The 15,732-nt window shown below is 53.0% G+C and carries 10 protein-coding genes, 6 tRNA genes, 3 rRNA genes and 1 other RNA gene; 2 read left to right on the forward strand and 18 right to left on the reverse strand.

Annotation, left to right across the window (positions count from 1 at the left end; all coding sequences use genetic code 11):
• Nucleotides 1-3: 3 nt before the first annotated feature.
• From rplK to AAIE04_RS06865, 9 genes are all read right to left on the reverse strand, one after another.
• The gene (gene rplK / locus AAIE04_RS06825; protein WP_004929911.1) at nucleotides 4-432 is read right to left on the reverse strand and encodes a 50S ribosomal protein L11; all 429 of its coding nucleotides are present in this window, start codon (nucleotides 430-432) and stop codon (nucleotides 4-6) included.
• Between the two features lie 165 nt (nucleotides 433-597).
• Entirely contained in the window at nucleotides 598-1,143 is a 546-nt protein-coding gene (gene nusG, locus AAIE04_RS06830; protein ID WP_004929914.1) for a transcription termination/antitermination protein NusG, read from the reverse strand.
• A 1-nt stretch (nucleotide 1,144) separates the two neighbouring features.
• On the reverse strand, nucleotides 1,145-1,528 hold the full coding sequence (secE, locus tag AAIE04_RS06835; protein WP_004929916.1) for a preprotein translocase subunit SecE: 384 nt from the start codon (nucleotides 1,526-1,528) through the stop codon (nucleotides 1,145-1,147).
• A 260-nt stretch (nucleotides 1,529-1,788) separates the two neighbouring features.
• Complete coding sequence (tuf, locus tag AAIE04_RS06840; protein ID WP_015376315.1) at nucleotides 1,789-2,973, reverse strand: elongation factor Tu; 1,185 nt, start codon at nucleotides 2,971-2,973, stop codon at nucleotides 1,789-1,791.
• A gap of 109 nt (nucleotides 2,974-3,082) precedes the next feature.
• Nucleotides 3,083-3,158: transfer RNA gene (locus AAIE04_RS06845), tRNA-Thr, on the reverse strand.
• Between the two features lie 6 nt (nucleotides 3,159-3,164).
• Nucleotides 3,165-3,239, reverse strand: a tRNA-Gly gene (locus tag AAIE04_RS06850).
• Nucleotides 3,240-3,275: 36 nt separating this feature from the next.
• Nucleotides 3,276-3,391, reverse strand: a non-coding RNA gene (locus tag AAIE04_RS06855) — RtT sRNA.
• 46 nt (nucleotides 3,392-3,437) lie between these two features.
• Nucleotides 3,438-3,522 (reverse strand) — tRNA-Tyr (locus tag AAIE04_RS06860).
• A gap of 25 nt (nucleotides 3,523-3,547) precedes the next feature.
• Nucleotides 3,548-3,623 (reverse strand) — tRNA-Thr (locus tag AAIE04_RS06865).
• A 395-nt stretch (nucleotides 3,624-4,018) separates the two neighbouring features.
• Here AAIE04_RS06865 and AAIE04_RS06870 point away from each other — a divergent pair.
• Both AAIE04_RS06870 and coaA read left to right on the forward strand, forming a co-directional pair.
• Entirely contained in the window at nucleotides 4,019-4,567 is a 549-nt protein-coding gene (locus tag AAIE04_RS06870; RefSeq protein WP_498576706.1) for a GNAT family N-acetyltransferase, read from the forward strand.
• A gap of 219 nt (nucleotides 4,568-4,786) precedes the next feature.
• Nucleotides 4,787-5,737, forward strand: coding sequence for a type I pantothenate kinase (gene coaA, locus AAIE04_RS06875; protein ID WP_025160419.1), 951 nt, complete (start codon nucleotides 4,787-4,789; stop codon nucleotides 5,735-5,737).
• Nucleotides 5,738-5,785: 48 nt separating this feature from the next.
• On the opposite strand, the gene birA is transcribed toward coaA, so the two are convergent.
• From birA to trkH, 9 genes are all read right to left on the reverse strand, one after another.
• On the reverse strand, nucleotides 5,786-6,748 hold the full coding sequence (birA, locus tag AAIE04_RS06880; RefSeq protein ID WP_019456481.1) for a bifunctional biotin--[acetyl-CoA-carboxylase] ligase/biotin operon repressor BirA: 963 nt from the start codon (nucleotides 6,746-6,748) through the stop codon (nucleotides 5,786-5,788).
• Nucleotides 6,745-7,782 (reverse strand): UDP-N-acetylmuramate dehydrogenase, encoded by a 1,038-nt coding sequence (gene murB / locus AAIE04_RS06885; protein ID WP_198637391.1) that lies wholly within the window; start codon nucleotides 7,780-7,782, stop codon nucleotides 6,745-6,747. Before murB ends, birA begins: the two co-directional genes overlap by 4 nt.
• Nucleotides 7,783-8,158: 376 nt before the next feature.
• A 5S ribosomal RNA gene (rrf, locus tag AAIE04_RS06890) occupies nucleotides 8,159-8,274 on the reverse strand.
• Nucleotides 8,275-8,377: 103 nt separating this feature from the next.
• A 23S ribosomal RNA gene (locus tag AAIE04_RS06895) occupies nucleotides 8,378-11,285 on the reverse strand.
• Nucleotides 11,286-11,492: 207 nt separating this feature from the next.
• Nucleotides 11,493-11,568, reverse strand: a tRNA-Ala gene (locus AAIE04_RS06900).
• 38 nt (nucleotides 11,569-11,606) lie between these two features.
• A tRNA-Ile gene (locus AAIE04_RS06905) sits at nucleotides 11,607-11,683 on the reverse strand.
• A 74-nt stretch (nucleotides 11,684-11,757) separates the two neighbouring features.
• Nucleotides 11,758-13,299: ribosomal RNA gene (locus tag AAIE04_RS06910) — 16S ribosomal RNA — on the reverse strand.
• The 16S, 23S and 5S rRNA genes sit together here with 2 tRNA genes alongside, the layout of an rRNA operon.
• 392 nt (nucleotides 13,300-13,691) lie before the next feature.
• Nucleotides 13,692-14,225 carry a menaquinone-dependent protoporphyrinogen IX dehydrogenase gene (gene hemG / locus AAIE04_RS06915; RefSeq protein ID WP_004934493.1) on the reverse strand — a complete coding sequence of 178 codons (534 nt, stop codon included), beginning with the start codon at nucleotides 14,223-14,225 and terminating at the stop codon, nucleotides 13,692-13,694.
• A gap of 21 nt (nucleotides 14,226-14,246) precedes the next feature.
• On the reverse strand, nucleotides 14,247-15,698 hold the full coding sequence (trkH, locus tag AAIE04_RS06920; RefSeq protein WP_004934492.1) for a Trk system potassium transporter TrkH: 1,452 nt from the start codon (nucleotides 15,696-15,698) through the stop codon (nucleotides 14,247-14,249).
• Nucleotides 15,699-15,732 lie beyond the last annotated feature (34 nt).

Raw genomic sequence — 15,732 nt, forward strand, 5'->3', positions numbered from 1 at the left:
CTCTTAATCCTCCACTACCAGGCCCATGGAACGAGCGGTACCTTCGATGGAGCGAGTCATCGCTTCAACGTCAGAACCAGTCATGTCCGCAGCTTTGGTTTCTGCGATTTCACGTACCTGAGCACGGGTCACTTTACCTACTTTGTCTTTGTTCGGCTTACCGGAACCAGACTTGATACCAGCCGCTTTTTTCAGCAGTACTGCTGCTGGCGGGGTTTTGGTAACGAAAGTGAAGGAGCGATCAGAATAAACGGTAATAACAACCGGAATCGGCAGACCTTTTTCAATGCTGTCAGTCTTAGCATTGAACGCCTTACAGAATTCCATGATGTTAACGCCTTGCTGACCCAGAGCTGGACCAACTGGCGGGCTCGGGTTAGCCATACCAGCTGCAACTTGCAGCTTAACGTAGGCTTGTACTTTCTTGGCCATTTAAATTTCCTCGGTTTGGGTAGTATCGCCTCGTGAGAGGCTCCCCGTGTTTAACCTCGCCGAACAAACGTCAGGCAAGGCATCTAAAAACAAAAGGCGCGAAATTGTAGTTCAATTTCGCGCCTTTGACAAGCGGCAACGGACCGCTTACTGCTGATTATTCGATCAGCCTTTTTCAACCTGGCTGAAGTCCAGTTCCACCGGCGTTGCACGGCCGAAGATGGAAACGGAAACTTTCAGGCGGCTCTTCTCGTAATCGACTTCTTCGACCACGCCGTTGAAATCGGCAAACGGGCCGTCGTTGACGCGCACCAGCTCGCCCGGCTCGAACAGCGTTTTCGGACGCGGCTTGTCACCAACCTGCTGCAGGCGGTTCATGATCGCATCAACTTCTTTATCGCTGATCGGCGCAGGACGGTCAGAAGTACCGCCGATGAACCCCATGACGCGCGGTACGCTGCGCACCAGGTGCCAGCTGGCGTCATTCATTACCATTTGCACCAGCACATAGCCAGGGAAGAACTTACGCTCGCTCTTGCGACGCTGGCCGCCACGGATTTCAACCACTTCTTCCGTAGGCACCATCACTTCGCCGAACAGCTCTTCCATATCGTGCAGTTTGATGTGTTCACGCAGCGATTGCGCTACGCGACCTTCAAAACCGGAAAACGCCTGAACGACGTACCAACGTTTTTTTGGAGCTTCAGACATTTTAGAACCTCAGGCCAGTAATAAACGACACCAGACGGACCAGAATACCATCCAGCCCCCACAGAATCAGTGACATCACGGCGGTTACCGCGGCAACGATCAACGTGGTGTGTAGCGTTTCCTGACGAGTTGGCCAAATCACTTTACGTACTTCGGTACGCGCTTCGCGGGCAAACGCAACGGTGGCTTTGCCTTTGGTGGTCATCAGAGCCACTGCACCAGCAACGGCGATGATCAGCACAACTGCCAGCGCGCGCAATGGCAGGCTTAAATCACGGTAGTAATAGTTACCGACAATAGCCACAACCAACAGAACGGCGACGATCAGCCACTTTGCCGCTTCCAGGCCGCGTCCGCTCCCTTGAGCCTCGGTATTCGCACTCATAAACCAACCTGTCACAATGATGATTCAGAACAAACAACTTTGCCTCGCATTGCGAGGCAAACCAAACCGATCGGATACCGCACTAGCGATATCCCGGTGTTTTACGCTATGACGTATTTCAGTCAATACGGTTTAAGAGCCCATCTCACCAATGATTATGACTGCAAAATCGCTGATGAGATAGGTTCTAGTTCACAGCGTAGAAAAAGGGCATCAAATGATGCCCTTTTACCGCGTGTCGCGTCAAACTTTATCAGCGATTAAGCGATAACTTTGGCAACAACACCAGCGCCAACGGTACGGCCGCCTTCACGGATTGCGAAACGCAGACCGTCGTCCATCGCGATTGGGTGAATCAGGGTTACAACCATGTTCACGTTGTCGCCTGGCATTACCATCTCTACGCCTTCTGGCAGTTCGATGGTACCGGTCACGTCAGTAGTACGGAAGTAGAACTGTGGACGGTAGCCTTTGAAGAATGGAGTGTGACGACCACCTTCATCTTTGCTCAGGATGTACACTTCAGATTCGAACTGGGTGTGCGGCTTGATGGAGCCTGGCTTAGCCAGTACCTGACCACGTTCGATTTCTTCACGTTTGATACCACGCAGCAGAACGCCTACGTTCTCACCAGCACGGCCTTCGTCCAGCAGTTTGCGGAACATTTCAACGCCAGTACAGGTAGACTTAACGGTGTCTTTGATACCAACGATTTCAACTTCTTCGCCAACTTTGATGATACCGCGCTCAACACGACCGGTAACAACGGTACCACGACCGGAGATGGAGAATACGTCTTCGATTGGCAGCAGGAACGGCTTGTCGATTGCACGCTCTGGCTCTGGGATGTAGCTGTCCAGGGCTTCGGCCAGTTCGATGATTTTCGCTTCCCACTCAGCTTCGCCTTCCAGCGCTTTCAGCGCGGAACCGCGGATTACTGGCAGGTCGTCGCCTGGGAAGTCGTAAGCGGACAGCAGTTCGCGAACTTCCATTTCTACCAGTTCCAGCAGCTCTTCATCATCAACCATGTCGCATTTGTTCATGAATACGATGATGAAAGGAACGCCAACCTGACGACCCAGCAGGATGTGCTCACGGGTCTGAGGCATTGGGCCGTCAGTCGCAGCTACTACCAGGATCGCGCCGTCCATCTGAGCAGCACCGGTGATCATGTTTTTCACGTAGTCGGCGTGCCCTGGGCAGTCAACGTGCGCGTAGTGACGAGTCGGGGTGTCATACTCAACGTGAGAGGTGTTGATGGTGATACCACGAGCTTTTTCTTCTGGTGCGTTATCGATCTGGTCGAAAGCACGTGCAGAACCGCCGTAGGTTTTAGCCAGTACGGTAGTGATCGCTGCAGTCAGGGTAGTTTTACCGTGGTCAACGTGGCCGATAGTACCGACGTTAACGTGCGGTTTTGTACGTTCAAACTTTTCTTTAGACATCGATTGTCCCTCTAAGACACGGATAAATCGGTGGTATCACCACATCAACCAAGCATTTGCTCGTTGAATCCAGAACAGAAAGAAAATCAGGGGGCGAGAAATTAAGAAGTGGTGCTGATAGGCAGATTCGAACTGCCGACCTCACCCTTACCAAGGGTGCGCTCTACCAACTGAGCTATATCAGCACATCTTGGAGCGGGCAGTGGGAATCGAACCCACATCATCAGCTTGGAAGGCTGAGGTAATAGCCATTATACGATGCCCGCATCCTGGAACTCGGCTACCTGATTTTTCTGTAGAATTTTGGGATGGAGCAGGATTGTTCATCACTCGGCTCGCATCCTTCGGGCCGGCTGCGCCTTGCGCTGCACAGCTCGAACCTTGCCGAAGGCTTTCGCCTTCTCCTCCCGCCATCAACCGCTGCGGTATTTATCGCATCTCAGTTAATCGCCGAAGGCAAGATTTGGTGGTGGGGGAAGGATTCGAACCTTCGAAGTCTGTGACGGCAGATTTACAGTCTGCTCCCTTTGGCCGCTCGGGAACCCCACCAGATTTTAACTACTTGTGACTTGAATGGTGCCGGCTACCGGAATCGAACTGGTGACCTACTGATTACAAGTCAGTTGCTCTACCTACTGAGCTAAGCCGGCATCAAGTGCAGCGCATTCTAGGTAGAGCGGGCGACCTATGCAACAAAAAAATTGCTTTACGCGCACTTTCGCTCACAAATCAGTCAATTTTGCATGCTGTCATGCAATTCGCAGCCTGCAGCGTGCAAACATTCATCACCCGCGGCAATCATTCTCTACAATTTTATCCACTTTTGGCAAGCCTTGAGCGCCCCTTTCTCCGTGTCGGGCTTCTCATAACGCTTAACCCACGGCGGTAAACTGTGAGCGGGATCGATGCACCAAAAAGAAGATAGCTGCCCCGTGGTGCGGCATGGACTACATTTATTCCTCGCCCTTTCGCCGGCGTCATGCCTTTCGCCGCTCTGGCGCAGTTATTGCTTATCTTCATTACCCCCATCCTGGAGGAATGACCGATGAAAATAGTGCCTGTCAACGCCGCTACGCTCCCAATTTACCGCGACGAGTTGGCCCACCTGTTGACCGATGCCATCACGCACGGCGCTTCGGTGGGCTACGATACCTTAATCCCCCATGAAGATGCCGAAAGTTACTTCCACAGTATTCGTCCTGCTCTGGCTAAGGGTGAACGGCTGTTGTGGATTGCACGCGACGAGCGCGGCGTCGTTGGCACCGTGCAACTCGAACTTTGTCAGAAGCCGAGCGGCCGCAATCGTGCGGAGGTGGTGAAGCTGCTGGTTCACAGCCGAGCTCGTCGCAACGGCGTCGGCCAGGCGCTGATGAAGACGCTGGAGCAAGCGGCATTGCAACAGCGGCGCGGGCTCCTGTACCTGGATACGCAGGCAGGCTCGGCGGCGGAGGCGCTTTACCGCGGCCTGGGCTATCGCTGTCTGGGAGAAATACCGGATTATGCAGCCGGGCCCGATGGCTATTACCACCCGACCGTCATTTATTACAAACGTCTGTTCATCGTGACCCCCTCTTCGCGCGCTATTGCCAGCTAGCCTCGAGGCGGTATCCTGACTCAATGATGCCGCCTTGCAACCCCGCTTTATCAACTGCGCGCCGCTTCGCACAATTGACATAAACTGCTGCCTATCGACAACTTTTGCGAAAAAAGTCTACGCCAAAAACGAAGCTGTCTATAATATGCAGCTTGTTTATTCTCTGGAGTTGGCGTCCGGCGCCTTTCCCAACCTGCGTTAACAGGCAGAATTTGGCTTATGATAAAAAGAGATCAATCTTTAGCAACGCCTTACCTACAGTTCGATCGTGCCCAGTGGGCTGCGTTGCGAGATTCGGTGCCGCTGACGTTGTCGGAAGAAGAGATCGTTAAACTGAAAGGGATTAACGAAGATCTCTCGTTGGAAGAAGTTGCGCAGATTTATCTGCCGCTGTCACGACTGTTGAACTTCTATATCAGTTCCAACCTGCGTAGGCAGGCAGTGCTGGAGCAATTCCTCGGCACTGACGGGCAAAAAATTCCTTATGTCATCGGCATCGCCGGCAGCGTAGCCGTCGGCAAGAGCACGACCGCGCGTCTGTTGCAGGCCCTGCTGAGCCGCTGGCCGGAACACCGCAGCGTTGAGCTGATCACTACCGACGGTTTCTTGCATCCTAACAAGGTGCTGAACGAACGCGGTTTGATGAAGAAAAAAGGCTTCCCGCAGTCCTACGATATGCATAGCCTGGTGAAGTTTGTGTCGGAAGTAAAATCCGGCGCCAAACGCGTCACCGCCCCGGTTTATTCCCATTTGATCTATGACGTAGTCCCCGAAGGCAATAAAGTCATCGAGCAGCCGGACATTCTTATTCTGGAAGGGCTTAACGTATTGCAAAGCGGTATGGATTATCCTCACGATCCGCATCGCGTATTCGTTTCCGATTTTGTCGACTTCTCTATATATGTCGATGCGCCGGAGACGCTATTGCAAAGCTGGTATATCAATCGTTTCCTGAAATTCCGTCAGGGCGCATTTTCCAATCCTGATTCTTATTTCCATAACTATTCAAAATTGCCTGAGCCGGAAGCGATTAATATTGCCACGCAATTATGGAATGAAATTAACGGATTGAATTTACAGCAGAACATACTGCCTACCCGCGAACGCGCGAGCCTGATTATGACCAAAAGCGCCAACCATGCCGTTGAAAGCGTGCGCTTAAGAAAATAAACCAACCGATCTAACAAGGGGGCGTTATCGCCCCCTTGTTTTACTTCACTATTCCGCGCTGCGCAGCGATATTTCCCCGCCGATAAAGGGTTTGATTTCCCCATCCTGCTCCAGCAAAAGCGCACCTTGTGAGTCGATACCCCGGGCGATACCCACAATCTGCCGCTCACCGATCAGCAGTTTGACCGGTCTATCGATAAAATTATCCAGCGCGCGCCAGCGGCCAATGAATGGCGCCAGTCCATCTATCTCAAACTGCTTTAACGACTGCCGCAGTTCATTGAGCAGAGTGGCGGTCAACTCATTACGATCGATGTTAATGCCGGCCTCTTGCAGGTTGATCCATCCCTGATTTATTCCGCCGGCATTGGTATCACGCATCGCCAGATTGATGCCGGCGCCAATAACCAGTTGGGCCGCATCGCCGGTTTTCCCCGTCAATTCAACCAGGATCCCCGCCAGTTTACGATCGTTCAGGTAAAGATCGTTGGGCCACTTCACGCGTACATCTGCCGCACCGAGACGCTGCAGAACTTCTGCCATCACCATACCGATCACCAGGCTGAGCCCCATCGCTGCGGCCGGGCCTTGTTCCAATCGCCAAAACATCGACAGATACAAATTGGCACCGAATGGCGAGATCCACTGACGCCCACGACGCCCTCGCCCCGCCTGTTGATATTCAGCCACGCAGGCATCACCCGAGTTCAATTCGGCAATGCGATCCAACAAATATTGGTTGGTGGAATCAACGACTGGCAACACGCTCACGCGCTTGTCTTCCAGCAGACTGAGAATGCGTTCAGCTTCCAGCAGCTGAATGGCGCCAGGAAGGCTGTAGCCTTTGCCTGGTACGGTAAAGACATCCAGTCCCCACTCGCGAATGGTCTGGATATGCTTATTGATTGCGGCACGGCTCATGCCCAATGACTCACCGAGGTGTTCTCCGGAATGGAACTCGCCGTCGGCCAGCAGTGCAATCAGCTTTAATGGGACCTTGGTATCTTTCATGACAGCACCGCCACAGCGTTCAGCTCACCGGTCGCGCCAATAAAGCGCACCTCAGGTTCCAGCCACACGCCAAATTTATCGGCCACCGTTTTGCGTACATGGCGCGCCAGCGCCACCACATCCTGACTGTGCGCATTGTCGAGGTTCACCAGCACCAGCGCCTGCTGGCGGTGTACCGCTGCGCCACCGATACGATATCCCTTCAGTTCGCACTGATCGATCAACCAACCGGCAGCCAGCTTCACCTGGTCCCCCTGCTGCGGATAATGCGGCATGCCGGGGTATTGCGCGATGAGTTCAGCGGCTTTCCCCGCGTTTACCAGCGGATTCTTGAAAAAGCTGCCGGCGTTGCCGGTTTCACGCGGGTCTGGCAACTTACTGCGGCGCATCGCGCATACGGATTCAAATACCTGAAGCGGTGTCACCGTGGCGGGATCCAGCTTGGTCAGATCGCCATAACTCAGTTTGGGTTGCCATTGCTTGCTCAGACGCAGACCGAGCCCGACAATGACATACCCGGTTTGGAAACGGTGTTTGAAAATGCTTTCCCGATAGCCGAAACCACAATCGGCTGCCGGAATGCGATCGATGGCGCCGGTGGAGAAATCCAGTAGATCGACATACTCACAGACATCTTTCAATTCGACACCGTAGGCGCCGATGTTCTGGATAGGGGCGGAGCCGGCTAAGCCGGGAATCAAGGCCAGGTTCTCCAACCCGCAGATGCCTGCCTGGAGCGTATATTGCACCAGATCGTGCCAATTCTCACCGGAACTGACGTGGAGATACCAGGCGCCATTATCTTCCCGAACATCGATGCCCTTTAGCTGATTAACCATCACCGTGCCCGCAAAATCTTCCAGGAACAGCACGTTGCTACCTTCACCGAGAATCAGCAGCGGCTCCTGACGCTTGCGCGTTTGTTGCCAAACTTTGAGCATCAGCTCAATTCTATCGGCCATGATCAGGTGCGCTGCGTTGACCGGGAGCGCAAAAGTATTGTGGTTTTTTAAAGACGCGCTTTCAGTAGACATAACGTTCAGTACTCATCCGGAAATAATCTGTTGCCTAGTCTACTCGATTCGAGGCGTCTGGCTAATATTTGTTTTAATTAACGTGAAATTTATCGAGGAATGCGCGGAAGAATTAAGACTTATCTTTGATATAACAGGAAAACTCTTATCTACATGTTCATAAATAGACATTTTTATTATTTAAATAATAATCTGGAGCTATCAATTATATATTGAGCTGACAATTTACCTCATCAAAAACATTATGCATGCTTATGAGAGTATGGACATGCGCCCGAAATTGGTATTTTTATAAACAATAGAGACAGTCATGACATTATTTTACGCATAGCAAAAAGCCCTGAACTTCAGTTCAGGGCTTTCGGCTTTGTTTGATGCCTGGCAGTGTCCTACTCTCGCATGGGGAGACCCCACACTACCATCGGCGCTACGGCGTTTCACTTCTGAGTTCGGCATGGGGTCAGGTGGGACCACCGCGCTATTGCCGCCAGGCAAATTCGTTTTAATCAACCCGCTTCATCGCTGAAGCCAGTTAATCCAATCTGTAAACAAGCTGAACATTGTCTTGGTCTCACCAAAACACCTTCGGTGTTGTAAGGTTAAGCCTCACGGATCATTAGTACTGGTTAGCTCAATGCATCGCTGCACTTACACACCCAGCCTATCAACGTCTTAGTCTTAAACGTTCCTTCAGGGGCCTTAAAGGCCCAGGGAAGACTCATCTTGAGGCAAGTTTCGCGCTTAGATGCTTTCAGCGCTTATCTTTTCCGCACTTAGCTACCGGGCAATGCCATTGGCATGACAACCCGAACACCAGTGGTGCGTTCACTCCGGTCCTCTCGTACTAGGAGCAACCCCTCTCAATCTTCCAACGCCCACGGCAGATAGGGACCGAACTGTCTCACGACGTTCTAAACCCAGCTCGCGTACCACTTTAAATGGCGAACAGCCATACCCTTGGGACCTACTTCAGCCCCAGGATGTGATGAGCCGACATCGAGGTGCCAAACACCGCCGTCGATATGAACTCTTGGGCGGTATCAGCCTGTTATCCCCGGAGTACCTTTTATCCGTTGAGCGATGGCCCTTCCATTCAGAACCACCGGATCACTAAGACCTACTTTCGTACCTGCTCGAGCCGTCACTCTCGCAGTCAAGCTAGCTTATGCCTTTGCACTAACCTCACGATGTCCGACCGTGATTAGCTAACCTTCGTGCTCCTCCGTTACTCTTTGGGAGGAGACCGCCCCAGTCAAACTACCCACCAGACACTGTCCTCACCCCGGATCACGGGGCAGAGTTAGAACATCAAACATTAAAGGGTGGTATTTCAAGGATGGCTCCACGCAGACTGGCGTCCACGCTTCAAAGCCTCCCACCTATCCTACACATCAAGGCTCAATGTTCAGTGTCAAGCTATAGTAAAGGTTCACGGGGTCTTTCCGTCTTGCCGCGGGTACACTGCATCTTCACAGCGAGTTCAATTTCACTGAGTCTCGGGTGGAGACAGCCTGGCCATCATTACGCCATTCGTGCAGGTCGGAACTTACCCGACAAGGAATTTCGCTACCTTAGGACCGTTATAGTTACGGCCGCCGTTTACTGGGGCTTCGATCAAGAGCTTCGCCTTGCGGCTGACCCCATCAATTAACCTTCCAGCACCGGGCAGGCGTCACACCGTATACGTCCACTTTCGTGTTTGCACAGTGCTGTGTTTTTATTAAACAGTTGCAGCCAGCTGGTATCTTCGACTGGCTTCAGCTCCATCCGCAAGGGACTTCACCTACATGCCAGCGTGCCTTCTCCCGAAGTTACGGCACCATTTTGCCTAGTTCCTTCACCCGAGTTCTCTCAAGCGCCTTGGTATTCTCTACCTGACCACCTGTGTCGGTTTGGGGTACGATTTAATGTTACCTGGAGCTTAGAGGATTTTCCTGGAAGCAGGGCATCAACTACTTCTGCACCGTAGTGCATCGTCATCACGCCTCAGGGTTAGTATGCAACCGGATTTACCAGGTCACACCCCCTACACGCTTAAACCGGGACAACCGTCGCCCGGCTAGCCTAGCCTTCTCCGTCCCCCCTTCGCAGTAACACCAAGTACAGGAATATTAACCTGTTTCCCATCGACTACGCTTTTCAGCCTCGCCTTAGGGGTCGACTCACCCTGCCCCGATTAACGTTGGACAGGAACCCTTGGTCTTCCGGCGAGCGGGCTTTTCACCCGCTTTATCGTTACTTATGTCAGCATTCGCACTTCTGATACCTCCAGCAACCCTCACAGGCCACCTTCAACGGCTTACAGAACGCTCCCCTACCCAACAACGCATAAGCGTCGCTGCCGCAGCTTCGGTGCATGGTTTAGCCCCGTTACATCTTCCGCGCAGGCCGACTCGACCAGTGAGCTATTACGCTTTCTTTAAATGATGGCTGCTTCTAAGCCAACATCCTGGCTGTCTATGCCTTCCCACATCGTTTCCCACTTAACCATGACTTTGGGACCTTAGCTGGCGGTCTGGGTTGTTTCCCTCTTCACGACGGACGTTAGCACCCGCCGTGTGTCTCCCGTGATAACATTCTTCGGTATTCGGAGTTTGCATCGGTTTGGTAAGCCGGGATGGCCCCCTAGCCGAAACAGTGCTCTACCCCCGAAGATGAGTTCACGAGGCGCTACCTAAATAGCTTTCGGGGAGAACCAGCTATCTCCCGGTTTGATTGGCCTTTCACCCCCAGCCACAAGTCATCCGCTAATTTTTCAACATTAGTCGGTTCGGTCCTCCAGTTAGTGTTACCCAACCTTCAACCTGCCCATGGCTAGATCACCGGGTTTCGGGTCTATACCTTGCAACTAATCGCCCAGTTAAGACTCGGTTTCCCTACGGCTCCCCTATACGGTTAACCTTGCTACAAAATATAAGTCGCTGACCCATTATACAAAAGGTACGCAGTCACACCACGAAGGTGCTCCCACTGCTTGTACGTACACGGTTTCAGGTTCTATTTCACTCCCCTCGCCGGGGTTCTTTTCGCCTTTCCCTCACGGTACTGGTTCACTATCGGTCAGTCAGGAGTATTTAGCCTTGGAGGATGGTCCCCCCATATTCAGACAGGATGTCACGTGTCCCGCCCTACTCATCGAACTCACGACCTGTGCATTTTAGTGTACGGGGCTATCACCCTTTACTGCGCGACTTTCCAGACGCTTCCACTAACACACAAGCCGATTCAGGTTCTGGGCTCCTCCCCGTTCGCTCGCCGCTACTGGGGGAATCTCGGTTGATTTCTTTTCCTCGGGGTACTTAGATGTTTCAGTTCCCCCGGTTCGCCTCATGCCACTATGTATTCATGACATGATAGTGTGTCGAAACACACTGGGTTTCCCCATTCGGGTATCGCCGGTTATAACGGTTCATATCACCTTACCGACGCTTTTCGCAGATTAGCACGCCCTTCATCGCCTCTGACTGCCTAGGCATCCACCGTGTACGCTTAGTCACTTAACCTCACAACCCGAAGATGTTTCCATCGTTCGCGCTGCAAACATTTGAGAGACTCTATGACAGGTTACTCTTCATCCCAGTACATCTACGGAGGGACAAATTTCAGCCGTCATGTTTCAATTTTCAGCTTGTTCCAGATTGTTAAAGAGCAAAATACTTCGCAGCATACTGTCGCCAATATACTCTGAAGTATTGAAATACCGGACTATATGGTGGAGCTAAGCGGGATCGAACCGCTGACCTCCTGCGTGCAAGGCAGGCGCTCTCCCAGCTGAGCTATAGCCCCATACAGTCACGTGCAGTACCTTTTCCACTTCTGAGAAGTGGTAGGCCTGAGTGGACTTGAACCACCGACCTCACCCTTATCAGGGGTGCGCTCTAACCACCTGAGCTACAAGCCTATAAAGGTATTTCTGCTCGTTACTTTCTATCAGACAATCTGTGTGAGCACGCCACTCGAACTAATATCTTTAGGTAAGGAGGTGATCCAACCGCAGGTTCCCCTACGGTTACCTTGTTACGACTTCACCCCAGTCATGAATCACAAAGTGGTAAGCGCCCTCCCGAAGGTTAAGCTACCTACTTCTTTTGCAACCCACTCCCATGGTGTGACGGGCGGTGTGTACAAGGCCCGGGAACGTATTCACCGTAGCATTCTGATCTACGATTACTAGCGATTCCGACTTCATGGAGTCGAGTTGCAGACTCCAATCCGGACTACGACGTACTTTATGAGGTCCGCTTGCTCTCGCGAGGTCGCTTCTCTTTGTATACGCCATTGTAGCACGTGTGTAGCCCTACTCGTAAGGGCCATGATGACTTGACGTCATCCCCACCTTCCTCCAGTTTATCACTGGCAGTCTCCTTTGAGTTCCCGGCCGAACCGCTGGCAACAAAGGATAAGGGTTGCGCTCGTTGCGGGACTTAACCCAACATTTCACAACACGAGCTGACGACAGCCATGCAGCACCTGTCTCAGAGTTCCCGAAGGCACCAATCCATCTCTGGAAAGTTCTCTGGATGTCAAGAGTAGGTAAGGTTCTTCGCGTTGCATCGAATTAAACCACATGCTCCACCGCTTGTGCGGGCCCCCGTCAATTCATTTGAGTTTTAACCTTGCGGCCGTACTCCCCAGGCGGTCGATTTAACGCGTTAGCTCCGGAAGCCACGCCTCAAGGGCACAACCTCCAAATCGACATCGTTTACAGCGTGGACTACCAGGGTATCTAATCCTGTTTGCTCCCCACGCTTTCGCACCTGAGCGTCAGTCTTCGTCCAGGGGGCCGCCTTCGCCACCGGTATTCCTCCAGATCTCTACGCATTTCACCGCTACACCTGGAATTCTACCCCCCTCTACGAGACTCTAGCTTGCCAGTTTCAAATGCAGTTCCCAGGTTGAGCCCGGGGATTTCACATCTGACTTAACAAACCGCCTGCGTGCGCTTTACGCCCAGTAATTCCGATTAACGCTTGCACCCTCCGTATTACCGCGGCTGCTGGCACGGAGTTAGCCGGTGCTTCTTCTGCGAGTAACGTCAATTGATGAACGTATTAAGCTCACCACCTTCCTCCTCGCTGAAAGTGCTTTACAACCCGAAGGCCTTCTTCACACACGCGGCATGGCTGCATCAGGCTTGCGCCCATTGTGCAATATTCCCCACTGCTGCCTCCCGTAGGAGTCTGGACCGTGTCTCAGTTCCAGTGTGGCTGGTCATCCTCTCAGACCAGCTAGGGATCGTCGCCTAGGTGAGCCATTACCCCACCTACTAGCTAATCCCATCTGGGCACATCTGATGGCAAGAGGCCCGAAGGTCCCCCTCTTTGGTCTTGCGACGTTATGCGGTATTAGCTACCGTTTCCAGTAGTTATCCCCCTCCATCAGGCAGTTTCCCAGACATTACTCACCCGTCCGCCGCTCGTCACCCAGGGAGCAAGCTCCCCTGTGCTACCGCTCGACTTGCATGTGTTAAGCCTGCCGCCAGCGTTCAATCTGAGCCATGATCAAACTCTTCAATTAAAAGCTTGATTTGCTTCCACTCGAGAAGCGATGCTCAAAGATTTACTGCATGAATTTTACTTCAGTTAGTCACTCTTCAAGACTTGATATTTTTTTGCATCCGAAGATGCTGGATATCGTCTTGTGGAGTGCCCACACAGATTGTCTGATAAATTGTTAAAGAGCAGTGCCGAGAAACTTCATCGGCGCGGGCTGCGCATATTACGCTTTTCGCCCGGAGAGTCAAGCGTTTATTTCGCTTTCTTCTCGCTGACCCGGCGGCTTGTCAGTCGTTGTTCCCGGTCAGTGGAGGCGCATTATAGGGAGTTCTCGGCGGGCCGCAACCCCTAATTGCAAAAAACTTTTCAAGCGCGGATTTTTTCGGCAAAACGCTGGCCAAACCCGCGTTTTTGTCACTTTTCGTACTGGATCTGGCTAAATTCCTGGGCGAAACGATCGACCTGCTGCCAATCTGTGTACTCCACTTCCTTACTGGTATCCGTTTCACCGCCCGTCATACGCATAATAAATTGAATCATGATGCGGTCGAACCAACGATAGCGCGGATAACGCAATGCGCCGGCAAACACCGCGCACTGTTTTGGCTGCCACGGCGAGGCCAACAGGAACTTGCGGGTATAGGCGTTGGTTTGCGGCGAACGCTTTTCCGGTTTACGCGCGGTCAGGTTCACCGCGAAGAACGCGCTCGGCATCCTATTCAGCTGTTCGGCATGGCGCTTAACGAATTTATCCAGTACCGGGTTAAAGTGCCCGTAGCGGATGGAGGCGCCGATCATCACCTGCTGATACTGGCTAAGGTCGACCTGTTCCGCCTGCAGCAGATCGATCACCTCACAGCGCAGCGTGTCCTGCAACTTGCTTGCTATATAAGAAGCGATAGCACGTGTTTGCCCGTCACGGCTCGAATAAAGTATCAATGCCTTCATGGCGTACTCCTTATATCAGGCTCACTCACGCCAGAAGGTTGGCGTGAACAGCACCAGCAATGTAAACACTTCCAGACGCCCGAACAGCATCGTCACCACCAGGATCCACTTGGCTGCCGCCGGCATCGTGGTGAAGTTATCCGCCACCACGCCCAGGCCGGGGCCAAGGTTATTGAGCGTCGCCGTCACTGCGGCGAACGCGGAAAAGTCGTCGACACCGGTGGCAATGATCGCCAACATGCTGACGATAAACACCAGTGCATAGGCGGAGAAGAATCCCCATACCGCTTCCAGAATGCGTTCCGGCAGCGCGCGGTTGCCCAGTTTGATGGTATAGACCGCGTTGGGGTGCACCAGCCTCTTCAACTCGCGCGAGCCCTGCAGGTATAGCAGCAGAATACGGATCACTTTCAGGCCACCGCCGGTCGAGCCGGCGCAGCCGCCGATGAACGCCGAACATAGCAACAACATCGGTAAGAACAGCGGCCATTTGGCGATGCTGTCGGTCGTAAAACCGGCCGTGGTCGCCATCGAGACCACCTGGAAAAACGCCTGATTGAGCGTTTCCATACCGCTCTTGTACACGCCATGCCCCCAAAGCACCAACGTACACACCACCACCAGCGTCAGCTGAACGAAGATAAACATGCGGAATTCAGGATCGCGCCCATACACCTTCAGACTGCGGCCGCTCAGCAAAGCGAAGTGCAGGCCATAGTTACAGCCGGAAATCAGCAGGAACACGGCGATGATGGTGTTGATGGTCGGACTGGCGTAATAACCGATACTGGCGTCGTGGGTAGAAAAACCGCCGATGGCGATAGTCGAGAAACTGTGGCCGATGGCATCGAACACCGACATCCCGGCACCCCATAGCGCCAGCGCGCAGGCCACGGTCAGCAATACATAGATCAGCCACAGGGTTTTGGCGGTTTCGGCAATGCGCGGACGCATCTTGTTATCTTTCAGCGGCCCGGGCATTTCCGCCCGATACAGCTGCATGCCGCCGACGCCGAGTATCGGCAGTATCGCCACCGCCAACACGATGATCCCCATACCGCCCATCCATTGCAGCATTTGGCGATAAAACAGAATGGCCTTCGGCAACGAGTCCAGCCCCACCAGCGTCGTCGCACCGGTAGTCGTCAATCCCGAGAAGGATTCAAAGAAGGCGTCGGTCAGCGACAAGTTGGGCCGTTCCGAAAACAGGAACGGCAATGCCCCTACGCTGCCCAGCACGGTCCAGAACAATACGACGATCAGGAAGCCTTCGCGCGGCTTCAGCTCGTGTTTCTGTTTGCGGTTCGGCCACCACAGCATCAGGCCGATGGTCAGCGCCACGAAGAAGGTTTGGCTGAACGCGCGCCCCGCCCCATCGCGGTAAATCAATGCCACCAGGCCGGGAATAAACATCGTCCCGGAGAACAGGATGACCAGCAGACCAACGATACGGGTTATGGCGCGAAAATGCATTTCAGCACGATCCTTAGCAATTCAATTGGGAGGA

The organism is Serratia sp. Ae19-1, from assembly GCF_059801225.1.

What these genes read in the sequence shown, in the direction of transcription:
- rplK (WP_004929911.1), bottom strand. Translation starts at nt 432, where the DNA reads ATGGCCAAGAAAGTACAAGCCTACGTTAAGCTGCAAGTTGCAGCTGGT.
- nusG (WP_004929914.1), bottom strand. Translation starts at nt 1,143, where the DNA reads ATGTCTGAAGCTCCAAAAAAACGTTGGTACGTCGTTCAGGCGTTTTCC.
- secE (WP_004929916.1), bottom strand. Translation starts at nt 1,528, where the DNA reads ATGAGTGCGAATACCGAGGCTCAAGGGAGCGGACGCGGCCTGGAAGCG.
- tuf (WP_015376315.1), bottom strand. Translation starts at nt 2,973, where the DNA reads ATGTCTAAAGAAAAGTTTGAACGTACAAAACCGCACGTTAACGTCGGT.
- AAIE04_RS06870 (WP_498576706.1), top strand. Translation starts at nt 4,019, where the DNA reads ATGAAAATAGTGCCTGTCAACGCCGCTACGCTCCCAATTTACCGCGAC.
- coaA (WP_025160419.1), top strand. Translation starts at nt 4,787, where the DNA reads ATGATAAAAAGAGATCAATCTTTAGCAACGCCTTACCTACAGTTCGAT.
- birA (WP_019456481.1), bottom strand. Translation starts at nt 6,748, where the DNA reads ATGAAAGATACCAAGGTCCCATTAAAGCTGATTGCACTGCTGGCCGAC.
- murB (WP_198637391.1), bottom strand. Translation starts at nt 7,782, where the DNA reads ATGTCTACTGAAAGCGCGTCTTTAAAAAACCACAATACTTTTGCGCTC.
- hemG (WP_004934493.1), bottom strand. Translation starts at nt 14,225, where the DNA reads ATGAAGGCATTGATACTTTATTCGAGCCGTGACGGGCAAACACGTGCT.
- trkH (WP_004934492.1), bottom strand. Translation starts at nt 15,698, where the DNA reads ATGCATTTTCGCGCCATAACCCGTATCGTTGGTCTGCTGGTCATCCTG.